This window comes from Microbacterium sp. R86528, assembly GCF_044596335.1.
GTDB lineage: Bacteria > Actinomycetota > Actinomycetes > Actinomycetales > Microbacteriaceae > Microbacterium > Microbacterium marmarense.
Genome location: NZ_CP138996.1, coordinates 874,135 through 897,392 on the forward strand (window position 1 = coordinate 874,135; position 23,258 = coordinate 897,392).

General features: G+C 61.0%; 17 protein-coding genes and 3 rRNA genes. 1 reads left to right on the forward strand and 19 read right to left on the reverse strand.

From position 1 onward, the window contains the following. Positions 1 to 37 precede the first annotated feature (37 nt). The 15 genes from der to SJY18_RS04380 all read right to left on the reverse strand — a co-directional run bounded on the left by der (position 38) and on the right by SJY18_RS04380 (position 14,551). Positions 38 to 1,573, reverse strand: a complete 1,536-nt coding sequence (gene der / locus SJY18_RS04310; protein ID WP_396668512.1) for a ribosome biogenesis GTPase Der — start codon at positions 1,571 to 1,573, stop codon at positions 38 to 40. Beyond that, positions 1,563 to 2,264: a (d)CMP kinase gene (cmk, locus tag SJY18_RS04315; protein ID WP_396668513.1), complete on the reverse strand. Its 702-nt coding sequence runs from the start codon at positions 2,262 to 2,264 to the stop codon at positions 1,563 to 1,565. The genes der and cmk overlap by 11 nt, the downstream gene beginning before the upstream one ends. Further along, positions 2,257 to 3,384, reverse strand: a complete 1,128-nt coding sequence (locus SJY18_RS04320) for a prephenate dehydrogenase (RefSeq protein WP_396668514.1) — start codon at positions 3,382 to 3,384, stop codon at positions 2,257 to 2,259. Before SJY18_RS04320 ends, cmk begins: the two co-directional genes overlap by 8 nt. Further along, positions 3,385 to 4,182 (reverse strand): pseudouridine synthase, encoded by a 798-nt coding sequence (locus SJY18_RS04325; RefSeq protein ID WP_396668515.1) that lies wholly within the window; start codon positions 4,180 to 4,182, stop codon positions 3,385 to 3,387. Then, a complete protein-coding gene (gene scpB / locus SJY18_RS04330; RefSeq protein WP_337337680.1) occupies positions 4,179 to 4,757 on the reverse strand; it encodes an SMC-Scp complex subunit ScpB in 579 nt (192 codons plus the stop codon). The genes SJY18_RS04325 and scpB overlap by 4 nt, the downstream gene beginning before the upstream one ends. Further along, the gene (locus SJY18_RS04335) at positions 4,747 to 5,583 is read right to left on the reverse strand and encodes a segregation and condensation protein A (RefSeq protein WP_396668516.1); all 837 of its coding nucleotides are present in this window, start codon (positions 5,581 to 5,583) and stop codon (positions 4,747 to 4,749) included. The genes scpB and SJY18_RS04335 overlap by 11 nt, the downstream gene beginning before the upstream one ends. After that, on the reverse strand, positions 5,567 to 6,451 hold the full coding sequence (locus SJY18_RS04340) for a ParA family protein (RefSeq protein ID WP_396668517.1): 885 nt from the start codon (positions 6,449 to 6,451) through the stop codon (positions 5,567 to 5,569). The genes SJY18_RS04335 and SJY18_RS04340 overlap by 17 nt, the downstream gene beginning before the upstream one ends. A 123-nt stretch (positions 6,452 to 6,574) precedes the next feature. Continuing rightward, positions 6,575 to 7,513, reverse strand: coding sequence for a site-specific tyrosine recombinase XerD (gene xerD / locus SJY18_RS04345; RefSeq protein WP_396668518.1), 939 nt, complete (start codon positions 7,511 to 7,513; stop codon positions 6,575 to 6,577). Continuing rightward, on the reverse strand, positions 7,510 to 8,145 hold the full coding sequence (locus SJY18_RS04350; protein WP_396668519.1) for an NUDIX domain-containing protein: 636 nt from the start codon (positions 8,143 to 8,145) through the stop codon (positions 7,510 to 7,512). Before SJY18_RS04350 ends, xerD begins: the two co-directional genes overlap by 4 nt. Beyond that, positions 8,138 to 9,829, reverse strand: a complete 1,692-nt coding sequence (locus SJY18_RS04355) for a CTP synthase (protein ID WP_396668520.1) — start codon at positions 9,827 to 9,829, stop codon at positions 8,138 to 8,140. Before SJY18_RS04355 ends, SJY18_RS04350 begins: the two co-directional genes overlap by 8 nt. Before the next feature lie 39 nt (positions 9,830 to 9,868). Further along, complete coding sequence (gene recN / locus SJY18_RS04360) at positions 9,869 to 11,566, reverse strand: DNA repair protein RecN (protein ID WP_396668521.1); 1,698 nt, start codon at positions 11,564 to 11,566, stop codon at positions 9,869 to 9,871. Further along, positions 11,563 to 12,507, reverse strand: a complete 945-nt coding sequence (locus tag SJY18_RS04365) for an NAD kinase (RefSeq protein WP_396668522.1) — start codon at positions 12,505 to 12,507, stop codon at positions 11,563 to 11,565. Before SJY18_RS04365 ends, recN begins: the two co-directional genes overlap by 4 nt. Further along, positions 12,504 to 13,304, reverse strand: coding sequence for a TlyA family RNA methyltransferase (locus SJY18_RS04370; RefSeq protein ID WP_396668523.1), 801 nt, complete (start codon positions 13,302 to 13,304; stop codon positions 12,504 to 12,506). Before SJY18_RS04370 ends, SJY18_RS04365 begins: the two co-directional genes overlap by 4 nt. Continuing rightward, complete coding sequence (locus SJY18_RS04375) at positions 13,301 to 13,468, reverse strand: hypothetical protein (RefSeq protein ID WP_337337671.1); 168 nt, start codon at positions 13,466 to 13,468, stop codon at positions 13,301 to 13,303. Before SJY18_RS04375 ends, SJY18_RS04370 begins: the two co-directional genes overlap by 4 nt. Before the next feature lie 42 nt (positions 13,469 to 13,510). After that, positions 13,511 to 14,551 (reverse strand): HAD-IIA family hydrolase, encoded by a 1,041-nt coding sequence (locus tag SJY18_RS04380; protein WP_396668524.1) that lies wholly within the window; start codon positions 14,549 to 14,551, stop codon positions 13,511 to 13,513. A 276-nt stretch (positions 14,552 to 14,827) separates the two neighbouring features. On the opposite strand from SJY18_RS04380, the gene SJY18_RS04385 reads away from it, so the two are divergent. After that, positions 14,828 to 15,940, forward strand: a complete 1,113-nt coding sequence (locus SJY18_RS04385; protein ID WP_396668525.1) for a hypothetical protein — start codon at positions 14,828 to 14,830, stop codon at positions 15,938 to 15,940. A 104-nt stretch (positions 15,941 to 16,044) separates the two neighbouring features. On the opposite strand, the gene SJY18_RS04390 is transcribed toward SJY18_RS04385, so the two are convergent. The 4 genes from SJY18_RS04390 to SJY18_RS04405 form a co-directional block, all read right to left on the reverse strand. Further along, positions 16,045 to 17,844, reverse strand: a complete 1,800-nt coding sequence (locus SJY18_RS04390) for a primosomal protein (RefSeq protein ID WP_396668526.1) — start codon at positions 17,842 to 17,844, stop codon at positions 16,045 to 16,047. A 90-nt stretch (positions 17,845 to 17,934) separates the two neighbouring features. Further along, a 5S ribosomal RNA gene (rrf, locus tag SJY18_RS04395) occupies positions 17,935 to 18,051 on the reverse strand. A gap of 98 nt (positions 18,052 to 18,149) precedes the next feature. Then, a 23S ribosomal RNA gene (locus SJY18_RS04400) occupies positions 18,150 to 21,255 on the reverse strand. A 436-nt stretch (positions 21,256 to 21,691) separates the two neighbouring features. Then, a 16S ribosomal RNA gene (locus SJY18_RS04405) occupies positions 21,692 to 23,213 on the reverse strand. Together the 16S, 23S and 5S rRNA genes form the textbook arrangement of a ribosomal RNA operon. Positions 23,214 to 23,258: the final 45 nt, after the last annotated feature.

The following is a 23,258-nucleotide window of genomic DNA, read 5'->3' on the forward strand; positions in this document are numbered from 1 at the left end:
AGCAAGATCGCTGACCGGGCCGATACGCAGAGCGTGGCTAGCGCTGACGCTTCTCGCGCACGCGCATGTTGATCACGATGGGCGTTCCTTCAAACGTGTACACCTCACGCAGGCGACGCGTGATGAAACGGCGGTAGCCGGGATCGAGGAAGCCCGTGGTGAACAGCACGAATGTCGGCGGGCGGGTCGTCGCCTGCGTGCCGAACAGAATGCGCGGCTGCTTTCCACCACGAAGCGGGTGCGGGTGCTCGGCGACGAGCTCCGACAGGAACGCGTTGAACTTGCCGGTAGGAATGCGGCGATCCCACGATTCAAGCGCCGTTTCAAGAGCCGGCACCAGCTTCTCGAGGTGTCGACCCGTTCGTGCCGAGATGTTGACGCGCGGGGCCCATGCGACGTGGGCGAGGTCTTGCTCGATCTCTCGCTCGAGGTACCGGCGACGTTCACTGTCTTCGAGCGCGGGGGTGTTGAGCAGGTCCCACTTGTTGAACGCGAGCACCAAGGCGCGGCCTGATTCGAGCACGAGGTCGATGATGCGAATGTCTTGCTCGCTGATCGGCTGGCTAACATCGAGCACGACAACGGCGACTTCTGCCTTCTCAAGCGCAGCGGACGTGCGCAGCGAAGCGTAGAAGTCAGCGCCCTGGGAAAGGTGGACCCGGCGGCGAATACCGGCGGTATCGACGAACCGCCAGAGTTTGCCGCCCACTTCGACGATCTCATCGACCGGGTCGCGAGTGGTACCAGCAAGCTCGTTGACAACAACGCGTTCCTCGCCGGCTGCCTTGTTGAGCAGCGACGACTTGCCGACGTTCGGGCGGCCAAGAATCGCGACCCGCCGAGGACCACCGATCTCGTGCTGGGCGACCGCGGAGATCTCGGGGAGCTTCTCCATGACTTTGTCGAGCAGATCCGCCACGCCACGACCGTGAATCGCTGACACCGGGTGCGGTTCGCCGAGCCCAAGCGCCCACAGGGCGGCGGCTTCAGGTTCGTGGCGGGCGTCATCGATCTTGTTCGCAACGAGGAAGACGGGCTTGCCACTCTTTCGAAGCAATCGCACGACGTGCTCGTCGGTAGAGGTGGCGCCGACCATTGCGTCGACGACGAACATCACGACATCGCACAGGTCGATGGCGATCTCGGCTTGAGCAGCCACCGAGGCGTCGATGCCGCGAGCGTCAGGCTCCCAGCCGCCCGTGTCGACGATCGAGAATCGACGATCCATCCACTCAGCCTTGTACGTCACGCGGTCGCGGGTGACACCCGGGGTGTCTTCGACCACAGCCTCACGACGCCCGAGAATTCGGTTGACCAGCGCTGACTTTCCTACGTTGGGTCGACCCACGATGGCGACGACGGGAAGCGCCGGCAGGTATTCGATACCGTCTTCGCCACGAACAATGCCCTCGAGCAGTTCGGCGTCATCCTCTTCGAGGTCGTAGTCATCGAGGCCAACACGCAGGGCAGCGGAGCGCTTCTCTACGAGTTCGTCATCGAGGGCGGCAAGATTCTCAAGCAGTCGGTCAGGACCAGTTTCGAATTCTTCTTGTGAACGGTCGTCAGCGGCCATGAGGCGCTCCTGTCTGTGCGGTAGGCACAGTCGTACGGATCAGATCGAGGACGGCGTCCACGGTCTGATCGAAGTCAAGGTGGGTCGAGTCGACAACGTCGACTCCGGGGGCAGCAGTAAGAAAGTCAACGACCGCTGAATCAGAGGCGTCGCGTTTGTGCAGTGCGGCGGCAACAGCCGCAGCGTCTTGGGTTGTCACTTCAGCGCTACGGCGTGAGGCACGCACCTCTGGAGCAGCGGTAAGCAAAATGCGCACCGGCGCGTCGGGGGCAACGACCGTCGTGATGTCACGCCCTTCAACGATGACGCCGGGACGACCCGAGTCTTCAGCGAGTCGGCGGAACATCTTATTGACGGTCTTGCGAACGACAGGCACCCGAGCGACGCCGCTGACGGCATCAGTCACGCGGGGGTCTCTGATGGCCTCGGTGACGTCGGTTTCACCGACTCGCACCCAGTAGTCGTCGGGGTCGAGCGAGATCGCATAGTCGAAAGAACCCGCAAGGTCGATGACGGATGCTGAGTCTGAGGTGTCGGCGTCGTGCTCGAGCGCATGCCAGGCAAGGGCTCGGTAAGCGGCGCCCGTGTCGAGGTAGCCAAACCCCAGTCGCCGGGCAACCTGCTTTGACACGCTGGATTTGCCGCTACCTGCGGGGCCATCGATGGCGACGATAATCGTCGATTCAGTCATTGGTGGTGCTCGCAATCTTCCAGCCTCGCTCTTCGAGGCCATCTACAGCACGCCGCACCGCTGAGGGCACGACGCTGATTTCGGCAAGGCCGAACTGCGCGCCCGGAGAATGCTCAAGGCGCAAATCTTCTACGTTCACATCTAGTTCGCCGAGCTCGCCGAACAGGCGGCCCAGCTGTCCGGCGGTGTCGTCGACCATCACGACGACCTGCTCGAAATGACCGGTTTGGCCGTGCTTGCCTGGCAACCGACCGACGCCATCGTTGCCACGGCGAATCGTGTCGGCAACGGAGCGTCGAGCGCCCGGTGTTTCAGGCGCGCGCAGCGCATCGGCGACCGTGGTGAGATCGCTAGCCAGGGCATCCAGAACTTCGACGACAGGCGCGGCGTTCGCGTCAAGAATCTGCACCCACAGTTCGGGGGCAGACGCGGCGATGCGCGTCGTGTCGCGCACTCCTTGACCGGCAAGCCGCAACGACTCGTCGGCGGCGTTCACGAACTGCCCCGCGAGCAGACTGGCCACGAGTTGGGGCACGTGCGAGACCAGCGCGACCGAACGATCGTGGTCAGCGGGTGTCATCTCAATCGGGGTGGCACCCACATCGAGAGCGAGGGCTTCAACAATGGCGAGATCGGCGGTCGGAGTCTCTTCGTCACGGCACACCACCCAGGGTCGGCCGACAAAGATGTCTGCGCGAGCAGATATCGCGCCGCCGCGCTCACGGCCAGCCAGCGGATGCGACCCGATGTAGTGGGTCAGATCAACGCCACGTTTGCGCAGTGCGTTGAGCGGCTCGAGCTTCACGCTCGCAACATCAGTGACCACGGCGTTCGGGTAGCGCCGAAGTTCGCGTTCGATGACGTCGGCGGTCACGTCGGGCGGCACAGCCACGACAATCAGCGTCGGGTCATCGTCGCCTGTCGCTTGGCGCCCGGCTCCGTAGTCAACAGCGAGACGCAGTTGTGACGGTGAAGCATCTTCAAGTGCGACATCGACGCCGAGGTTTCGCAGCGCATGACCGATACTTGATCCCAGCAGACCCGCACCAACGATACGCACGGTGCCTGAAACGCGCGCAGCGTTACGGGCGCGCACGGGCGTTGCCGTCGAATCGGTCACTTATGTCTCCTGGTCCCCCGACGGTTCATCCGTCGCACGGCGCGCGAGAGTAAGCAGAGCGCCCCGCTCTACTTTAGTCAACTCGCGGGCTCGTCCTGCTGGCAGTGTTCCCAGGTGGAGCGGACCGAACTGACGACGCACCAGATCGACGACCGGGTGGCCGACGGCGTCAAGCATTCGACGCACGATGCGGTTGCGCCCTGAGTGCAGCGTCAACTCGACCAGCGAGCCACCACCTTCCGCGGAACTGGAGAGCAGGCGAGCCTTGTCGGCGGCGATATGCCCGTCTTCAAGATCGATGCCGCGCGTCAGAGTCTGGATGGTCTGAGGGGTGACTTTGCCTTCGACCTTGGCGATATATACCTTCGTTACTCCGAACGACGGGTGGGCGAGCACGTGAGCGAGGTCGCCGTCGTTCGTGAGCACGAGCAGGCCGCTGGTTTCAGCATCCAATCGACCGACGTTGTAAAGCCGCTCTTCCCAGTCTTTCGTGTAGCGGCGAAGGTCAGGCCGCCCACGGTCATCGTTCATCGAGCTGACGACACCGGTGGGTTTGTTCAAGACGACGTAGCGCTTGGACTGGTCGAGCTGAATTGCGGTGCCATCAACGTCAACCAGATCGGATTCAGGGTCGATACGTGAGCCCATCTCGGTGACGACCTCGCCGTTCACGCGCACGCGACCGTCGAGAATCATCTCTTCGGCGACGCGGCGTGAGGCCACACCCGCGTTGGCGAGCACTTTTTGCAGGCGCACGCCCTCTGGGGCCCCCTCGGCGGGAGTATCGGTAAAGCTCATCGGTGGATCTCCTCTGCGAAGCCATCGGCTCCGTCATCGAGCAAGGGGGAAATATGGGGCAGCTCGTCAAGCGAGTTGATGCCGAGGTTGACCAGCAGCGCGTCGGTGGTGCCGTAGTTGATGGCGCCCGTCTCGCTGTCGGCAAAGAGTTCGGTGATCAGCCCGCGTGCCACCAGGGTACGCACGACCGAGTCGACGTTCACAGCGCGAATGGATGCCACTTGGCTGCGCGTCACCGGTTGTTTGTAGGCGATCACGGCCAGCGTCTCAAGAGCGGCCTGAGATAGGCGTGACGGTGCCTGCTGATTGACGAACTCGCTGACAAGGTCGTCGTAGTCTTCCCGGACGTATAGTCGCCAGCCGCCACCGACTTCCCGCAGCTCGAAACCACGAACGGTACCCCCGTCAGCGCCGTCATAGTCCGCGACCAGGTCGTCGATGGCTTGCCGAACGGTAGGCACGGGTGCAGCGACTGCCGCGGCGAGGCTCACGAGCGACTGTGGCTCTTCGATTACCAGCAGAATTGCTTCAAGCCGGCGGGCGACTGCTGCTGGCGTCACATCGTCATCGGTCATAGTCGGCTCCTAGAGTCGCAAGATTTTCGTCTGACCAGCGCTGCGCACTCCACCGCAGGGTGAGCTCGCCGAGCGGTTCAAGCTGTTCGAAAGACAACGCCGCATGGCGGTAGAGCTCCAGCACAGAGATGAACCGTGCGACCACGATGCCTGGCTGGGTGACGCCAACGACGAGTTCGCGAAAGTTCAATGTTCCCGCCGCCTTGAGCAGCGTAACGACGATAGCGGCCTGCTCGCGGATGCTCACCAGCGGTGCGTGCAAATGGTCGAGACCGACGTGCGGAATCTCTTGCGGCGTCATCGCGAGCATCGCGAGTGCACCGAAGTCTTCGGCGCTCAGCGTCCAGACCAGGTCGGGCACCGCCTTGCGGTACTTCTCATCGAGGCGCACAGCGCGAGTGTGTCGCTTCTCCTCGCGCTGAAGACAGCGAGCGAACCACGCTGACACTTCTTTGAACGCCCGGTACTGCAGCAGACGCGCGAACAGCAGATCGCGTGCTTCAAGCAGCGCAACAGATTCAGCGTCAACGAGCTCGCCCTGCGGCAACAGGCCGACCACCTTCATATCGAGCAGCGTCGCTGCGATCACAAGAAACTCGGAGGCCTCGTCGAGTTCTTCGTCAGGACCGAGCTGCCTGAGATACGAGATGAACTCGTCAGTGACCTTCGAAAGTGAGACATCGGTGATGTCGAGTTCGTGCTTCGAGATCAGGCTTAACAGCAGATCGAACGGACCGTCGAAGACCCCGAGAGAAACCCGGAAGCCCGCGGCTTCGGCAGCAGCGAGCGAGTCGACCGAATCGGCTCCGTCAGGCGACGGCGCCACGCGAGACCAGCTCCCGCGCCAACCGCAAATAAGCCTGGGCGGCTGCGTGTTCGGGGGCGAAATCAGTGATGGGCATTCCCGACACCGACGCATCGGGGAACTTCACGGTGCGGCCGATCACCGTTTCGAGAACGTCGTCGCCGAACGCGTCGACCACACGCTCGAGCACCTCGCGCGAGTGAAGAGTTCGAGCGTCATACATCGTCGCCAGCACCCCATCGAGTGTGATGGACGGGTTGAGACGGTCGCGCACCTTGTCGATGGTCTCTATGAGCATCGCGACGCCGCGCAGCGCGAAGAACTCGCACTCGAGCGGAATCAGCACTCCATGGCTCGCGGTGAGCGCATTGACGGTGAGCAGCCCAAGCGACGGCTGGCAGTCGATGAGGATCACGTCATATTCGGCTGTGATCTTTAGCAGAGCTCGCGAGAGCGTCTGTTCGCGGGCCACCTCGTTGACCAGGTGCACCTCGGCCGCCGACAGGTCGATGTTCGCCGGGATGATGTCGAGGTTCTCGACGCGCGTGGGCACGATGACCTCATGTGGATCACGCTTGGAATCGACGAGCAGGTCGTAGATGGTGGGAATCTCATGGGTTTGGATGCCGAGGCCTGCCGACAGCGCGCCCTGAGGATCGAAGTCAACCGCAAGCACCTTGCGGCCGTAGCTTGCCAACGATGCCGCGAGGTTGATGGTCGTGGTCGTCTTGCCGACCCCGCCCTTCTGGTTGCACAACGAGATGATGCGTGCGGGACCGTGAGAATCGAGCTTCGGAGGTGTCGCAAATCCGCGGTAGGGACGACCTGTCGGCCCCAGTGGGGTGTCGTCGGTCGGGGCTGTCTTGCTGCCCTGTTTGGTGCCCGCCACGGACTCTCCTGCCTTCACGTACGTTCGCTCGATTCTAGTCACCACAGACGGTTTGGCCAGCGCGGCTCAGCGGCGTTGGACTAAGTGGTCACCAGATTGGTGCGAATCCCCCGCGCACCGCGCTCAGCGAGCGCGCGGATGCGCTGTGGCGTACACGTCACGCAGCGCGTCTACACTCACGTGCGTGTAGATCTGCGTCGTCGCGACCGAGGCATGACCGAGCAGCTCTTGCACGACTCGCACGTCAGCGCCGCCCTGAAGCAGATGGGTCGCGAACGAGTGACGCAGCGTGTGCGGAGACACATGCGCCGTCAACTGCGCTCGCTCAGCTGCAGACTGAATCAGCAGCCATGTGCTCTGCCGAGAAAGGGGCGCACCTCGAGCGCCGAGAAACAGTTTGGGGGTGGCGCGGCCTCGCCGCGAGAGCTCGGGGCGCACCCGCGTGAGGTAGGCGTCGACAGCGGCCCGCGCATACGAGCCGATCGGAACGATGCGTTCCTTTGAGCCTTTGCCGCGTACGCGCAAAACATCGCCGTGCGAAACATCGTCAACATCAAGCTGGATGATCTCTGACACTCGCGCACCCGTGGCGTAGAGCATCTCAAGCAGCGCGCGATCTCGGATCGCCGTGAGTTCTACCGCGAGGCCGCCTTCCCCTTTGTCGGTGAACGGAGCCGGGCCAGCAGCATCCAACAGACTCTCCACCTGCTCGATTGTGAGAGCTTTCGGCAGCGTCTTGGGCAGCTTCGGCGGCTTCAACCGGTCAGAGGGGTCTGTCGGTTCGATGCCCTCGCGAGCGAGATAGCGGTGCAGCCCTCGCACCGAAGACTGAAGTCGAGCCAGACTGGATGCTGCAATCGGGGGGTCGATCGAGGCACGCGTCGCGGCGAAGCGCGCCACAACTTCTGGGGTGACCGCACTCGAGTCGTCGATATCTTCGCTTGCCAACCAGTTGAGGTAAACCGCGAGGTCTCGGGCATATGCCGCGGCCGTATTCTCAGAAAGACCGCGTTCAATCGAGATGTGCCGCAGGTATGCGTCCACCGCCCGATCAAGCTTCACGCCGTCGTCGCTCCCACCGGGCGCGAGCGGCGCTCCCAAGGGGAATCCGCCGCGCCGAGACTAGTCCATCCGCCTGCCCGCGAGACGTGTGCAGTCATCGCCCCGACCACGAGCGAGGGGTTCTGCACACGACGATCAAGAACTGCGGCGACAACCTCGTCAAGCGGCACCCACCGCACTTCGATGTCTGCCTCTTCTTCGGTGCGCGCAAAGGTCTCGGCGGCAGGTCGCAAATCGCGAGCAAGGTAGATGCGAATTGCCTCATCGCTGCCGCCGGGTGTGGTGTAGAACTCCGAGAGCACATCCCAACGATCGGCGACGAGGTCTGCTTCTTCGGCTAGCTCGCGCTTCGCGCTCTCGAGCGGGGGCTCGCCGTCGATATCAAGCAAGCCTGCGGGAATCTCCCAGTCCCTGGCGCGCACCGGGTGGCGGTACTGCTTGATCAACAGCACTCGATCGTTTTCGTCGAGGGCGAGAATCGCGACAGCACCGGTATGGTCCATGTACTCGCGCACGATCGTGTCGTCGTTGTACGTGAACTCGTCACGCCGAATGTTCCACACTCGGCCTTCGAAAACCGTTTCAGATCGAGTGACCTCGACCTCAAGCTGATCGTCGCGAAGCTCAGCCATTGTCAACGTCAAACAGTTCGCTCGAGCGATGACGGTCAAGAGCCGCGCCGATCAGTCCACGAAACAACGGGTGCGGATCGGTCGGGCGCGAACGCAGCTCAGGGTGTGCCTGAGTGGCGATGTAATACGGGTGCACGTCGCGCGGGAGTTCCACGTACTCCACGAGATCAAGTTCGGGGTTCAGACCCGAGAACACCATCCCTGCTTCGGCGATCTGATCGCGGAAGCGATTGTTGACCTCGTAGCGGTGGCGGTGCCGCTCTTGCGAACGGTTCGAACCATACAACTCTGCCGCGAGCGAGCCGTCAGCCAGCGCCGCGTCGTAGAGTCCCAGGCGCATTGTTCCCCCCAGGTCTCCGCCGGCAAGAATATCGACCTGCTCGGCCATCGTCGCAATGACAGGAAACTCGGTTTCGGGATCGAATTCGCTTGACGAGGCGCCTTCAAGCCCAGCCTTGTTGCGTGCGTACTCAATGACCATGCACTGCAGGCCCAGGCAGATTCCGAGCGTCGGGATTCCTTGTTCGCGGGCGAACTTCAGCGCACCGAGCTTTCCTTCGATGCCACGAATACCGAAGCCGCCGGGCACGATAATGCCGTCGACGGCACCGAGCGCTTTGGCCGCCCCCTCGGGCGTTTCGCACGTATCCGAGGGAATCCACGTGATCGCGACCTTCGTCTCCTGCGCAAAGCCACCGGCTTTCAGCGCTTCGGTGATCGACAGGTAGGCGTCTGGCAAGTCGATGTACTTGCCGACGAGCCCGATCGTGACGTCATGCTTGGGGTTGTGGACGGCTTGAAGAACCTTCTGCCAGCGCGACCAGTCAACTTCGCCGGCCTTGGTCAGCCCGAGTGAGCGAACGATGTAGTCGTCGAGTCCCTGGTTGTTGAGCATGGTGGGAATGTCATAGATGCTGGGCACGTCGACGGCGTTGACGACCGCATCTTCGTCGACGTCGCACATGAGCGCAATTTTTCGCTTGTTCGACTCTGTGACGGGTCGATCGCTGCGAAGTACCAGCGCATCGGGCTGAATGCCGATGGAGCGAAGCATGGCGACGGAGTGCTGGGTGGGCTTGGTCTTCTGCTCACCAGATGCTCCCATGTAGGGCACCAGCGAAACGTGAACGAAGAAGACGTTGCCGCGGCCGAGTTCGTGGCGAATCTGGCGCGCCGATTCGATGAAGGGCTGCGACTCGATGTCGCCGACCGTGCCGCCGATCTCGGTGATGATCACGTCGGGCTTCGGCGTCTCGTCGGCCTGCAGACGCATCCGGCGCTTGATCTCATCTGAGATGTGAGGAATGACCTGCACCGTGTCGCCGAGGTACTCGCCACGACGTTCCTTAGCGATCACCTGCGAGTAGATCTGACCGGTGGTGACGTTGGCGGCCTGGCTCAACTCGATGTCGAGGAATCGCTCGTAGTGCCCTATGTCGAGATCGGTTTCTGCACCGTCGTCGGTCACGAAGACCTCGCCGTGCTGGAACGGGTTCATTGTTCCCGGATCGACGTTGAGATATGGGTCGAGCTTCTGCATCACCACCCGCAGTCCGCGGGCTGTGAGCAGGTTGCCGAGGCTTGCTGCCGTCAGGCCTTTACCCAACGAAGAAACGACACCTCCGGTCACAAAGATGTGTTTGGTGGTGTCGTTCGTTGGTTCCGCTGCAGAAGAGTCCGTCACGGGCTTCTATCCTATCCCACGTCTTGGAGAGTTAGCTGATCAATTCCCGGCGGATGCGAGGGCGAGTAATTCGCGAGCATGTTCAAGAGCAGCATCCGAAGATGAAAGCCCCGAAAGCAGTCGCGCCATCTCAGCCTCGCGCTCGGTTCCCTCGAGTCGTCGCACGCTCGACGCCGTCACCGAGCCGTCGCTTTCTTTTACCACCGAGAGATGGTTGCCGGCGAACGCAGCGACCTGGGCGAGGTGGGTGACCGCGATGACTTGGGATGCTTCGGCCAGGCGCGCGAGCCGTCGACCGACTTCAATCGCCGCGGCGCCGCCGATACCTGCGTCGACCTCGTCAAACACGAAAGTCGGAACCGGATCGACGCCCGCGATAACGACCTCGATGGCAAGCATCACACGGCTCAGTTCGCCCCCCGATGCGCCGCGGGACACCGGACGCGGATCGGCGCCAGGATGCGGGGCGAGCAGGATCGCGACATCGTCACGACCGGCGGCTGTCTCGGCGCCCGGCGTGACGTCGACTTCGACTCGCGCGTCGGGCATAGCGAGCGCGCGCAGCTCTTCAGTCACGGCATCACCGAGTCGGACAGCGGCGCTCTTGCGTGCTGCCGTAAGCGCGGTCGCGGCAGCGTCAAGGGTTGCCTCAGCCGCGGCTACTTCTGAGGTGAGGCGCGCAATTCGATCGTCGTCACCGTCAAGCTCGACAAGTCGGGCTGAGCCGGAGTCGAGCAGTTCGATCGCAGCATCGAGCGAACCGTGCTCGCGTATCAGGCCGCCCAGCAGCGCGCGGCGGTCTTCGAGTGCAGCGAGCTCGTGCGGGCCGGCTTCATCGAGATCGGCAAGGTACCCGGCGAGCCCCGCAGCAAGGTCGCTGGCGCGGTAGCCGATATCAGCGGCAAGGCCGGCAAACTCTTCAAGCGCCGGGTCGGTGGCACCGGCACGCTCCAGGGCCCGGCGAGCATCTGCGATGAGCGAGGTCACGTCGGGAAGATGAGGTTCACTCGACAGCGCGCCATGAGCGATCATCGCCGCTCCGCGAAGCTCTTCGACGTGCGCGAGACGCGCAGCGCGCTGAGTGAGCTCGGCATCTTCACCGGCGACAGGAGCAATCTGCTCGATTTCAGCGATCGCGGCTCGGAGCTTTTCGGCTTCGGATGCACGCGCGTCGTGCTCGGTGACTAACCGCTCGAGTTCACCTGCCAGCGCCCGGTAGCCCTCATACTCGGCGCGGTAGTCGCCCAAGGCCTGCGCCAAGGGGTCTGCGCCAAAGCGGTCGAGGGCATCGCGCTGCGCAACGGCAGAGCGCAGGCGAAGCTGATCGGACTGACCGTGCACCACCACCAACTCATCCGCAAGATCCGCCAGCACGCCCGCGGGGGCCGAACGACCTCCAACCGAGGCGCGACTGCGCCCTTCGCGCGAAATCGATCGCCCGAGTAGCAGTTCGGCAGTGCCGTCGGGCAGGGGATCGACATCACCACCCGCGTCGCGCACACGTTCGACTACCGCACCTTCGCCAGGAACCAGCCAGACGCCGTCGACTGTCGCCTGCGTCGCGCCCGAACGCACGGCGCCGAAGTCTGCCCGCTGACCCATCAACAGGCCGAGGCCCGTGACGACCATCGTCTTTCCGGCACCGGTTTCGCCGGTGATCGCGGTAAACCCTGGCCCGATCGGCAGAGTCGCTTCGGCGATCACCCCAAGGTCTCGAAGACGCATCTCCTCGATCACGGTGCGTCACCGCTCGCGATCGTGGGACCACGCCAACCTGCCACCGGGAGCTGAAACTTCCGCACGAGTCGATCTGTGAACGCCGTGGGGTGCAGACGCGCAAGCCGAACCGGCCGCTCCGACCGACAAACGACCACGCGCGCTCCAGGAGGCAACTCGTGGGAACGACGACCATCGCACCAAAGGATTCCGACTCCTGCCGTTCGCTCGAGCACATCTATCGACACGGTGTGATCCGGTCCCACGACGAGCGGTTTAGCGAAAAGTGCATGCGCTGACAGCGGCACGACCGAGATCGCCTGCACGCTCGGCCAGATCACCGGCCCTCCCGCCGAGAAGTTGTACGCCGTCGAACCTGTAGGGGTAGACACGACAACGCCGTCGCATCCGAAAGAAGAAAGCGGGCGACCATCGACGCCGATCACAACTTCGAGCATGCGCTCGCGGCTGGCTTTTTCGACCGTTGCTTCGTTGAGCGCCCAGGTCTCGTAGATCACTGCGTCAGCAGCATCCCGAACCTCGACGTGCAACGCCAGACGCTCTTCGACTTCATAGTCGAGGTCGATCACTCGCCCCACGGCGGCGTCCATATCATCGCGTTCGATTTCGGCAAGAAAACCCACGTGACCCATGTTGATCCCCAGCACCGGAGCGGTGCCGTCGCGCACGAGTTCAGCCGCTCGCAAGATCGTGCCGTCGCCGCCCAGCACGATCGCCAACTCTAGGTCTCTGACATCGACGTCGTCACCCAGCGTGGCAATTGAGGCGAAGACTGCACGCTCGGCTGCGAGAGGACCAGCATCGCCAGGTGCGAGCACGGGCGTCGCGCCTGCCGCGCGAAGCGCACTGACCACTCGTTCGGCGGCATCGACTGTGTCGGCTCGTTGAGCGTGGGCGACAACCAGAATGTTGCGCTCCGAGTGCGATCCCGCGATGTTCATGCGCTCCCCGTCAGTTGGTTCACTGTCGCCAACCATTCTGTCGGATTGCTACCGCCTCCCGGCACAAGGTGGGCGACGTACTCAGAGTTTCCGTGGGTTCCTGCTATCGGCGATGCCACGATGCCCGCTGTGCCTAGTCCTGCGTCCCAGGCCGACCACAGCACGCGTGCGACCGCGTCTGCCCGAAGCGTGGGGTTGGTTACGAGACCGCCTTTGACCGCCGTTCGCCCAACTTCAAACTGCGGTTTGACCAGCAGAACCACATCAGCCGCAGGCGCTGCCACCGCCACGATGGCGGGCAGCACCAGGCCGAGCGAGATGAACGAGAGATCGCCCGTTATCAGCGACGGCTGCTCGCCGATGCCGCTTGCCTGTGCCAGGTTCTCGCGGGTCATGTACCGCACGTTGTAGCCTTCGACGCTCACCACGGAACTATCTGCGGCGATCGAGGGAGCCAACTGCCCGTGACCGACATCGACCGCGATCACCCGGCTCGCGCCACGCTCGCGCAGTACCTGAGTAAAGCCACCAGTAGAGGCACCCATGTCGAGCGCAAGTCTGCCTGTCGCATCAATTCGAAAGGCGTCAACGCCAGCAAGCAGCTTGTGCGCGGCACGGCTGACGTAGTGGTCGTTGCTGGCGACATCGATGGTGTCGTCGTCGTCGACGGTGACCGAAGCCTTGACGGCGATTCGCCCGTTCACGCTCACTCGTCCATCAGCGATGAGGGATGCTGCCTGCGTGCGCGAACGCGCAAGCCCCCTAGCCGAAAGCGCCGTATCGAGGCGCACCGTCACGGTGTGCCCGCGGACGCGGATGTCGTGGGGGCTGACTCGAGCTTGCGGGCGAGCGAATCGTGCAGTGAGTCGTAGGCAGCAGAACGAGACGGCAGGGGTTGCGCCTCGATCACCTCAAGGTCAGATAGCAAATCGCTCGAGACCGAATCGCGTGAGGTGTCCATGCTCCCCAGAATACGTGCGTGTGCGCGCAGCGGCGCTCAATGTCACGGCTTGTGGAATGAATCCGCATAGAGCTCTTCTGGAACGCGGAACCCAAAAATGGCGCGCCCAGTCGACCAGATTGCGGCGGTGCCCGCACGAACGAGATCGACGGGTCGTTCCCCCACCGAAAGAATGCGTACGTCGGCGCCATCAATCGCGACGCGCGCACCACGGACGGTCGCGACGCCGTCAGAGACGTCGACACTCGGGTAAGGCTCGTGGAGCTCTCGCAGATCGCCCAGAATGTAGGTCGGCTGAGAACCTTGTGGCGCAGCAAGCAGGTGCTTGGGCCGATCGATTCCTGTCAGCACCAACGCTGATGCGATGCCGGCGCGATTGGCGCCGAGGATGTCAGTGTCGAGACGATCACCGAGAAACAGTGGATGCTGCGCGCCGAAGCGTGTCACCGCCTCTTCGAAGATCGGCACCTCGGGCTTGCCAGCGACGGTCGCCAGACGACCAATCACGGTGTGCACGGCTGACACCAGCGTGCCGTTTCCGGGCGCGATCCCACGAGCCTGCGGGATCGTCCAATCCGTGTTGGTTGCGATCCAAGGAATGCCGCCCTCAGCTTCGGGCAGCTTCAGGGCGAATGCCGCCTCCGCCAGGTGCGCCCAGCCAACCTCGGGCGCAAAGCCCTGCACGACGGCAGCGGGCGCATCGTCCGCGCTGCGTGTGACGACGAACCCAGCCTTCTCAACTTCATTCACGAGGCCTTCGCCGCCAACTACGAGGATCACGGAGCCCGGAGGCACCAGCGAAGCGAGCAGGCGCATGGCCGCTTGCGGGCTTGTTACTACTTCATCTGCGGCCGTCTGCAAGCCCAGGTCGCTGAGATGCGCCGCTACCGAAATGTCGGTGCGCGAGGCGTTGTTAGTGATGTAGGCGAGGGTGCGCCCATCGCGGGCCCGATTCAGGCTCTCTACCGCGTACGGCAACGCTCGCGCTCCCGCGTAGACGACGCCATCGAGGTCCGCGAGAACGGTGTCGACCCCCTCAAGCGGGGTCGAGTTTCGGCTAGTACGTCGAGTGAAAAGTGCCATCGAGATTCTCTGTCTTTCGGGTGCGTATTTCCGCACGCTGTGCCGCCCAAGACGGAGGTGCTCCTCTACTCTTCCACAATGCCGGAACCCACTCCGCGTCGGCGGGATGCAACGAGAGCCCGTCTGTTCTAATTGACAATCATTCTCAGTTAGCCTACGTTTCCTGGTGTGCAACTGAGAATGATTCCTGTTATCGCTACCGTTTCCCTTCTACCCCTTCTTGCCGCGTGCTCGTCTACCCCAAGCACATCAGCAACGGCAACTCCGATCGACGAAATGCCGGTCACTGAGCAAGACCAGCTACAAACACGCATCGCGGTCACTACCGCCACCGGTGTCGAAGTCTTCGCGTTCGACGACGATGAACTAACTTTGCTCAGCACCTTCGACGTCGCTGAGGGTTCGCGCGCCGAGTCGGGAGCTGGCAGCCGCTACGTTTACCTTGTCGACTATGAAGGCGGCCAAACCACCCTGCTCGACACCGGAACCTACGCCGAGCCTCATGGCGATCACGACCACTACTACACCGTTGAGCCAACACTGGTCGAACAGACCATCGACGGCACCAGCCCTGTTCACGTGGTCGGAAATGATGACGGTCTCGTCGCAATCTTCGACGATGGCGAAGGCTCCATCACCACGCTGTCGGAAGCGACGATCTCCGAAGGCGGATTCGAGACGAATCTATTCGAAACCAATGCTCCCCATCACGGGGTTGCTGTGCCCCTCGAGGACCAACTGCTGATCACCGAAACGCCCGATGGCGGGCTGCCTGACACCGTGGTTCAGGTCGCGATAGACGGGTCCGAAGTCGCCCGCTACGACGAAGTCTGCCCCGGCCTTCATGGTGAGGCAACAACTGATGGCGTTGCGCTGTTCGGCTGCACGGACTTCGTCGCAGTCATCGATACCGACGAACACACGACCTCGACCGTCGCGTACCCAGACGGCGCCGGAGACAACCGAGTTGGCTCGTTCTACGCAGGTGAACCGATGATCGGCAACTGGGGTACCGATCAGCTGCTCGCTCTGAATCTCGAGAGCGGAACTACCTCGACCATTTCAGTCGGTGCAGACATCGGCACGGTCGCACGACTCGGCAGTGATGTCGCAGTGCTCACCACAGATGGCGTGCTCAGCATGCTGACCGCAGATGGAGAAGTGATCTCGAGCACCGAAGTGATCGATCCGTTCGCTTTGCCCGAAGGCCACGCTATGGAGCTTCCCACTATTGCCGTGGCGGGCGACAACGTCATCATCGCGGACTTTCACGGCGAACATCTCGTGATCTTCGATGCGCACGACTCGACTGTGCTTGCGACACAAGCACTCGATCAGGCACCTACCGGTGTTGTTGTTACAGGAGCAGCCGGCGCGCACGAGCACTAGGTCGTCGAGACCTGCTCTCGCAGAAAGCCCCGAGTGACATCTGATCTCCAGATGTCACTCGGGGCGTTTCAATTCCTTGGACAGCGCAGCAGAATTGGCGGCTGCTAGTCGCCGGATGATTCGGGGGCTTCGTCGATGCCTGCTTCGATCAGGATCTCGGCGACTTCGTCTTCCACTGAGACCTGCGTCGCATCCGGAGTGAAGACCGGGGCGATGTCAGACGCAGAATCGTCGTTCGCTAGAGGTTCGGTCAGCTCAACATCTTGCGCTTCTTGTGCGTGTGCCTCGCCGGCAGACTCGTGCGCCGTTTCACCTACCTCGTGGTCTGCGTGACCAGCAACCACTGCAACTTCTTCGTCCACCGCGACTTCGCTTGACGAGAGGTCATCCGAGCCGGCTGAACGTGCAGAGCGTTCTGTGCGCGCGGCTTGATCTGGTGCGACGTCAAGTTCATCTTCGTCGTCATCGATCGACATGATCTCGATGGTTTCGTGGTGGTGGGTGTTGTGGTGTTGGTTGAGGGCGTGTTGGGCTTGTTGGGCGTGGTGGGCCCATTTTTGGGTGTGGGTGGTTTGGCCGAGTTGTTCGTGGATGGTGGCGCGGGCGGTGAATAGGGCGGGTGAGTATTCGTGGGCGGTGGTGGGGTCGAGTTCGGGGATGTCGAGTTCTCGGAGGGCTTTTTCGGGGTGGTTTTGGTCGAGGTGTGCGCCTGAGAGGGCGATGGCGAGGTGGACGCGGACGGTGGTGGGGAGGGTGTTGCGGTTGATGGCGCGGCCGGTTTCGAGGGCTTTGTCGGGGCGTCCGATGCCGCGTTCTGAGTCGACCATGAGGGCTGCGAGGTCGTCGCGGCCGGTGATGCGGCGGTAGGTGCGGATTTCTCGGAGTGCGAGGGCGTAGTCGCCGAGGGTGTATGCGGTGATGGCGAGGGTTTCGCGGGTGATGCCGATGCGGCCGGCGCGGCGGGCGGCGCTGATGGCGTGTTGGTGGGCGAGTTCGGGGTCGGTGTCGATGAGGTTCGCGGCCATTGCGAGGTGTCGGGCGACCCAGTCTGCGTTTTCTTTGGTGAGGGTTTTCAGTTCGTTGCGTGCGGCGGGGTGCAGGTCGTTTGCGGTGATCTCGTCGGGGATGACGGGGTCGTTGTGGTGGGGGCGGACGGGGCGGATTTCTTCGTCGCGGGTGGCGCGGTCGGGGCGGTCTGCTCCGCCGCGGGTGGGCCTGCTCCCACGATTGCCCCCCTCACGCGGCGGGTAGCTCTTACGTTCCCCATCGCGGGACGAGTAAGGCTTGCGTTCCCCATCACGGGGCGGGTAGCTCTTACGTTCCCCATCGCGGGACGAATACGACTTGCGTTCCCCATCACGCTGGTACGGCTTGCGTTCCCCGTCACGGGGTGGGTACGGCTTGCGTTCGCCATCACGCTGGTACGGCTTGCGCTCCGCGTCGCGGGGTGGGTACGACTTACGCTGCTCCCCGTCACGAGGTGGGTAGCTCTTACGTTCGCCATCACGCGGCGGGTAGCTCTTACGTTCCCCGTCGCGAGGCGGGTACGACTTACGCTGCCCGTCACGGGGCGGGTACGACTTACGCTCCCCATCACGCTGGTACGGCTTGCGTTCTCCATCGCGGGGCGGGTAGCTCTTGCGTTCCCCGTCGCGGGACGAGTAACGCTTGCGTTCCCCGTCACGGGGCGGGTAGCTCTTGCGTTCCCCGTCGCGGGACGAGTAAGGCTTGCGTTCCCCATCACGCTGGTACGGCTTGCGTTCTCCGTCGCGGGCCGGGTACGGCCTGCGTTCGCCGTTACGGGACGAATCCGGCTTGCGTTGCCCGTTGCGGGGTGGGTGCGACTTGTGTTGCTTGTCGCGGTCGTGGTCGTGGTTGTTGTCTCGGGGGGTGTTGTCGGGCATGTCGTGATCCTCCCGCAGCCCCGGGTGGGGGACAACGATTGTTAACGCGAAAAGGCCACCCAACATTGGGTGGCCAATTCACTAAAAGAAGTCCGGCGGTGTCCTACTCTCCCACAGGGTCCCCCCTGCAGTACCATCGGCGCTGTGAGGCTTAGCTTCCGGGTTCGGAATGTAACCGGGCGTTTCCCTCACGCTATGGCCGCCGAAACACTATTGATGTTTCAATCAGCATAACAATCAATTGTTATGCGGTTCTCGACCGTACATCGAGAACCACTCAGTGGACGCAGCACCTTAAACGGTGTGTTATCAAGTCATCGGCTTATTAGTACCAGTCAGCTACACGTGTTACCACGCTTCCACATCTGGCCTATCAACCCAGTAATCTGGCTGGGAGCCTCTCGCCCGAAGGCATGGAAATCTCATCTTGAGGCCGGCTTCCCGCTTAGATGCTTTCAGCGGTTATCCATCCCGAACGTAGCTAATCAGCGGTGCTCCTGGCGGAACAACTGACACACCAGAGGTTCGTCCAACCCGGTCCTCTCGTACTAGGGTCAGATCCTCTCAAATTTCCTGCGCGCGCAGCGGATAGGGACCGAACTGTCTCACGACGTTCTAAACCCAGCTCGCGTACCGCTTTAATGGGCGAACAGCCCAACCCTTGGGACCTACTCCAGCCCCAGGATGCGACGAGCCGACATCGAGGTGCCAAACCATGCCGTCGATATGGACTCTTGGGCAAGATCAGCCTGTTATCCCCGAGGTACCTTTTATCCGTTGAGCGACAGCGCTTCCACAAGCCACTGCCGGATCACTAGTCCCGACTTTCGTCCCTGCTCGACCTGTCAGTCTCACAGTCAAGCTCCCTTGTGCACTTACACTCGACACCTGATTACCAACCAGGTTGAGGGAACCTTTGGGCGCCTCCGTTACTTTTTGGGAGGCAACCGCCCCAGTTAAACTACCCACCAGGCACTGTCCCTGAACCGGATTACGGTTCGAAGTTAGATATCCAGAATGACCAGAGTGGTATTTCAACAATGACTCCACAAGAACTAGCGTCCCTGCTTCAACGTCTCCCACCTATCCTACACAAGTCACACCGAACACCAATACCAAGCTATAGTAAAGGTCACGGGGTCTTTCCGTCCTGCTGCGCGTAACGAGCATCTTTACTCGTATTGCAATTTCGCCGAGTTCGCGGTTGAGACAGTTGGGAAGTCGTTACGCCATTCGTGCAGGTCGGAACTTACCCGACAAGGAATTTCGCTACCTTAGGATGGTTATAGTTACCACCGCCGTTTACTGGGGCTTAAATTCTCAGCTTTGCCTTGCGGCTAACCGGTCCTCTTAACCTTCCAGCACCGGGCAGGCGTCAGTCCGTATACATCGTCTTGCGACTTAGCACGGACCTGTGTTTTTAGTAAACAGTCGCTACCCACTAGTCTCTGCGGCCTCCAAACGCTTTTGGGAGCAAGTCCCTATACGCCGAAGGCCCCCCTTCTCCCGAAGTTACGGGGGCATTTTGCCGAGTTCCTTAACCACGATTCTCTCGATCTCCTTAGTATTCTCTACCTGACCACCTGAGTCGGTTTGGGGTACGGGCAGCTAGAACCTCGCGTCGATGCTTTTCTTGGCAGCATAGGATCACCCACTTATTATCCGCATCGTGTCTCAGCCTTAATGAGTGGCGGATTTGCCTACCACTCGGCCTACGCACTTGCACCCGGACAACCATCGCCGGGCTGGGCTACCTTCCTGCGTCACACCTGTTAATACGCTAACCGCCCCAGCATAGGGTCGCACGCTAGGCCCCACGCTTCACCCCGAAGGGATCCATCTAGGGGATTCAGATGCTTAGCATTACTGGATTGGTTTGGGCGGTTCTTCGCCGGTACGGGAATATCAACCCGTTGTCCATCGACTACGCCTGTCGGCCTCGCCTTAGGTCCCGACTTACCCAGGGAAGATTAGCTTGACCCTGGAACCCTTGGTCTTTCGGAGGACGTGTTTCTCACACGTCTTTCGCTACTCATGCCTGCATTCTCACTCGTGTAGCCTCCACGGCTGGTTCACACCGCCGCTTCGCTGGCCACACGACGCTCTCCTACCCATCAATACGGCTGGACCACGAAGGCCTACCAATAAATATCAATGCCACAACTTCGGTGGCGTGCTTGAGCCCCGTTACATTGTCGGCGCGGAATCACTTGACCAGTGAGCTATTACGCACTCTTTCAAGGGTGGCTGCTTCTAAGCCAACCTCCTGGTTGTCTAAGCAACTCCACATCCTTTCCCACTTAGCACGCGCTTAGGGACCTTAGTTGGTGGTCTGGGTTGTTTCCCTCTCGACTATGAAGCTTATCCCCCACAGTCTCACTGCTGCGCTCTCACTTACCGGCATTCGGAGTTTGGCTGACGTCAGTAACCTTTTAGGGCCCATCGGCCATCCAGTAGCTCTACCTCCGGCAAGAAACACGCAACGCTGCACCTAAATGCATTTCGGAGAGAACCAGCTATCACGAAGTTTGATTGGCCTTTCACCCCTATCCACAGCTCATCCCCTCAGTTTTCAACCTAAGTGGGTTCGGTCCTCCACGACGTCTTACCGTCGCTTCAACCTGGCCATGGATAGATCACTTCGCTTCGGGTCTAGGACATGCGACTGAATCGCCCTATTCAGACTCGCTTTCGCTACGGCTACCCCTCAACGGGTTAACCTCGCCACATATCGCTAACTCGCAGGCTCATTCTTCAAAAGGCACGCTGTCACCCCTACTAGGGAGGCTCCAACGGTTTGTAAGCAAACGGTTTCAGGTACTATTTCACTCCCCTCCCGGGGTACTTTTCACCTTTCCCTCACGGTACTTGTCCGCTATCGGTCATCTGGGAGTATTTAGGCTTATCAGGTGGTCCTGACAGATTCACACGGGATTTCTCGGGCCCCGTGCTACTTGGGATACTCTTCGCGTCAAGAGAAGCATTTCGACTACGGGGTTCGCACCCTCTATGACCAGCCATTCAAAGCTGTTCGTCTATACCTTCTTGTAACGCCGACTGATCGGCAGACCAGTCAGAAAAGTCCCACAACCCCGAATACGCAACTCCTGCCGGATATCACACGTACTCGGTTTAGCCTGTTCCGGTTTCGCTCGCCACTACTAACGGAATCGCGGTTGCTTTCTCTTCCTGTGGGTACTGAGATGTTTCACTTCCCCACGTTCCCTCTACCCGCCCTATATATTCAGGCGGGAGTCACCAGGTCAGCACGCTGCCCAGCGGGGTTTCCCCATTCGGAAATCCTCGGATCAAAGTGTGCTTATCCACTCCCCGAGGCTTATCGCAGATTGCTACGTCCTTCTTCGGCTCCAGATGCCAAGGCATCCACCGTTTGCTCTTAAAGACTTGAAATCACATGAGTTGAATCAAAACTCGACCCCACACCCGAAGGCATGGGAATCTGAAATTGACTAATGATCTTTAAGATCATCTTTCATGAGACAACACCAAAAGGTGTCATCTCAAAGATGCTCGCGTCCACTGTGTAGTTCTCAAAGTACGGGCGGTACCCTCCACCGAAACCAGCCAAAGCCGGCAACAGCAAAAGGTCCAGAGAGTCGTCAAAACCCAACATCCAAAGACATCAAGTTCATCCGGTCCCTCAGGACCCAACAGCGTGCATATGCCGGCGCTTCCACCAAAACCGTTCCAGCTGCAAGCAGCGTACTAAGTTCAGGAAGTCCCGAACGGCATCTTGTCTAATGTTCCACCCATGAGCTAACCAGTGAGAAACATACGTTCTCAATCTGGCGCCTGGACATCCCGAAGAATGCCAGATGCTCCTTAGAAAGGAGGTGATCCAGCCGCACCTTCCGGTACGGCTACCTTGTTACGACTTAGTCCTAATTACCGATCCCACCTTCGACGGCTCCCTCCACAAGGGTTGGGCCACCGGCTTCAGGTGTTACCGACTTTCATGACTTGACGGGCGGTGTGTACAAGACCCGGGAACGTATTCACCGCAGCGTTGCTGATCTGCGATTACTAGCGACTCCGACTTCATGAGGTCGAGTTGCAGACCTCAATCCGAACTGGGACCGGCTTTTTGGGATTCGCTCCACCTTACGGTATTGCAGCCCTTTGTACCGGCCATTGTAGCATGCGTGAAGCCCAAGACATAAGGGGCATGATGATTTGACGTCATCCCCACCTTCCTCCGAGTTGACCCCGGCAGTATCCCATGAGTTCCCACCATTACGTGCTGGCAACATAGAACGAGGGTTGCGCTCGTTGCGGGACTTAACCCAACATCTCACGACACGAGCTGACGACAACCATGCACCACCTGTTTACGAGTGTCCAAAGAGTTGACTATCTCTAGCCCGTTCTCGTATATGTCAAGCCTTGGTAAGGTTCTTCGCGTTGCATCGAATTAATCCGCATGCTCCGCCGCTTGTGCGGGTCCCCGTCAATTCCTTTGAGTTTTAGCCTTGCGGCCGTACTCCCCAGGCGGGGAACTTAATGCGTTAGCTGCGTCACGGAATCCGTGGAATGGACCCCACAACTAGTTCCCAACGTTTACGGGATGGACTACCAGGGTATCTAAGCCTGTTTGCTCCCCATCCTTTCGCTCCTCAGCGTCAGTTACGGCCCAGAGATCTGCCTTCGCCATCGGTGTTCCTCCTGATATCTGCGCATTCCACCGCTACACCAGGAATTCCAATCTCCCCTACCGCACTCTAGTCTGCCCGTACCCACTGCAGGCTGGAGGTTGAGCCTCCAGTTTTCACAGCAGACGCGACAAACCGCCTACGAGCTCTTTACGCCCAATAATTCCGGATAACGCTTGCGCCCTACGTATTACCGCGGCTGCTGGCACGTAGTTAGCCGGCGCTTTTTCTGCGAGTACCGTCACTTTCGCTTCTTCCTCGCTAAAAGAGGTTTACAACCCGAAGGCCGTCATCCCTCACGCGGCGTTGCTGCATCAGGCTTGCGCCCATTGTGCAATATTCCCCACTGCTGCCTCCCGTAGGAGTCTGGGCCGTGTCTCAGTCCCAGTGTGGCCGGTCACCCTCTCAGGCCGGCTACCCGTCGACGCCTTGGTGAGCCATTACCTCACCAACAAGCTGATAGGCCGCGAGCTCATCCCTGACCGAAATTCTTTCCAACTACCGACCATGCGGCCGTAGCTCATATCCGGTATTAGACGCCGTTTCCAGCGCTTATCCCAGAGTCAGGGGCAGATTGCTCACGTGTTACTCACCCGTTCGCCACTGATCCACCCAGCAAGCTGGGCTTCACCGTTCGACTTGCATGTGTTAAGCACGCCGCCAGCGTTCATCCTGAGCCAGGATCAAACTCTCCGTAAAAGAAATTTGCTACCAACAACCGGAATAGGCTGAAAGCAGCGAGTT

Coding starts and splice junctions, on each gene's coding strand:
- SJY18_RS04350 (WP_396668519.1), bottom strand. CDS start 8,145: ATGGCTGAGCTTCGCGACGATCAGCTTGAGGTCGAGGTCACTCGATCT.
- cmk (WP_396668513.1), bottom strand. CDS start 2,264: ATGACTGAATCGACGATTATCGTCGCCATCGATGGCCCCGCAGGTAGC.
- SJY18_RS04380 (WP_396668524.1), bottom strand. CDS start 14,551: ATGGCACTTTTCACTCGACGTACTAGCCGAAACTCGACCCCGCTTGAG.
- SJY18_RS04325 (WP_396668515.1), bottom strand. CDS start 4,182: ATGAGCTTTACCGATACTCCCGCCGAGGGGGCCCCAGAGGGCGTGCGC.
- der (WP_396668512.1), bottom strand. CDS start 1,573: ATGGCCGCTGACGACCGTTCACAAGAAGAATTCGAAACTGGTCCTGAC.
- SJY18_RS04365 (WP_396668522.1), bottom strand. CDS start 12,507: ATGAACATCGCGGGATCGCACTCGGAGCGCAACATTCTGGTTGTCGCC.
- SJY18_RS04385 (WP_396668525.1), top strand. CDS start 14,828: ATGCCGGTCACTGAGCAAGACCAGCTACAAACACGCATCGCGGTCACT.
- SJY18_RS04375 (WP_337337671.1), bottom strand. CDS start 13,468: ATGGACACCTCACGCGATTCGGTCTCGAGCGATTTGCTATCTGACCTT.
- SJY18_RS04390 (WP_396668526.1), bottom strand. CDS start 17,844: ATGCCCGACAACACCCCCCGAGACAACAACCACGACCACGACCGCGAC.
- scpB (WP_337337680.1), bottom strand. CDS start 4,757: ATGACCGATGACGATGTGACGCCAGCAGCAGTCGCCCGCCGGCTTGAA.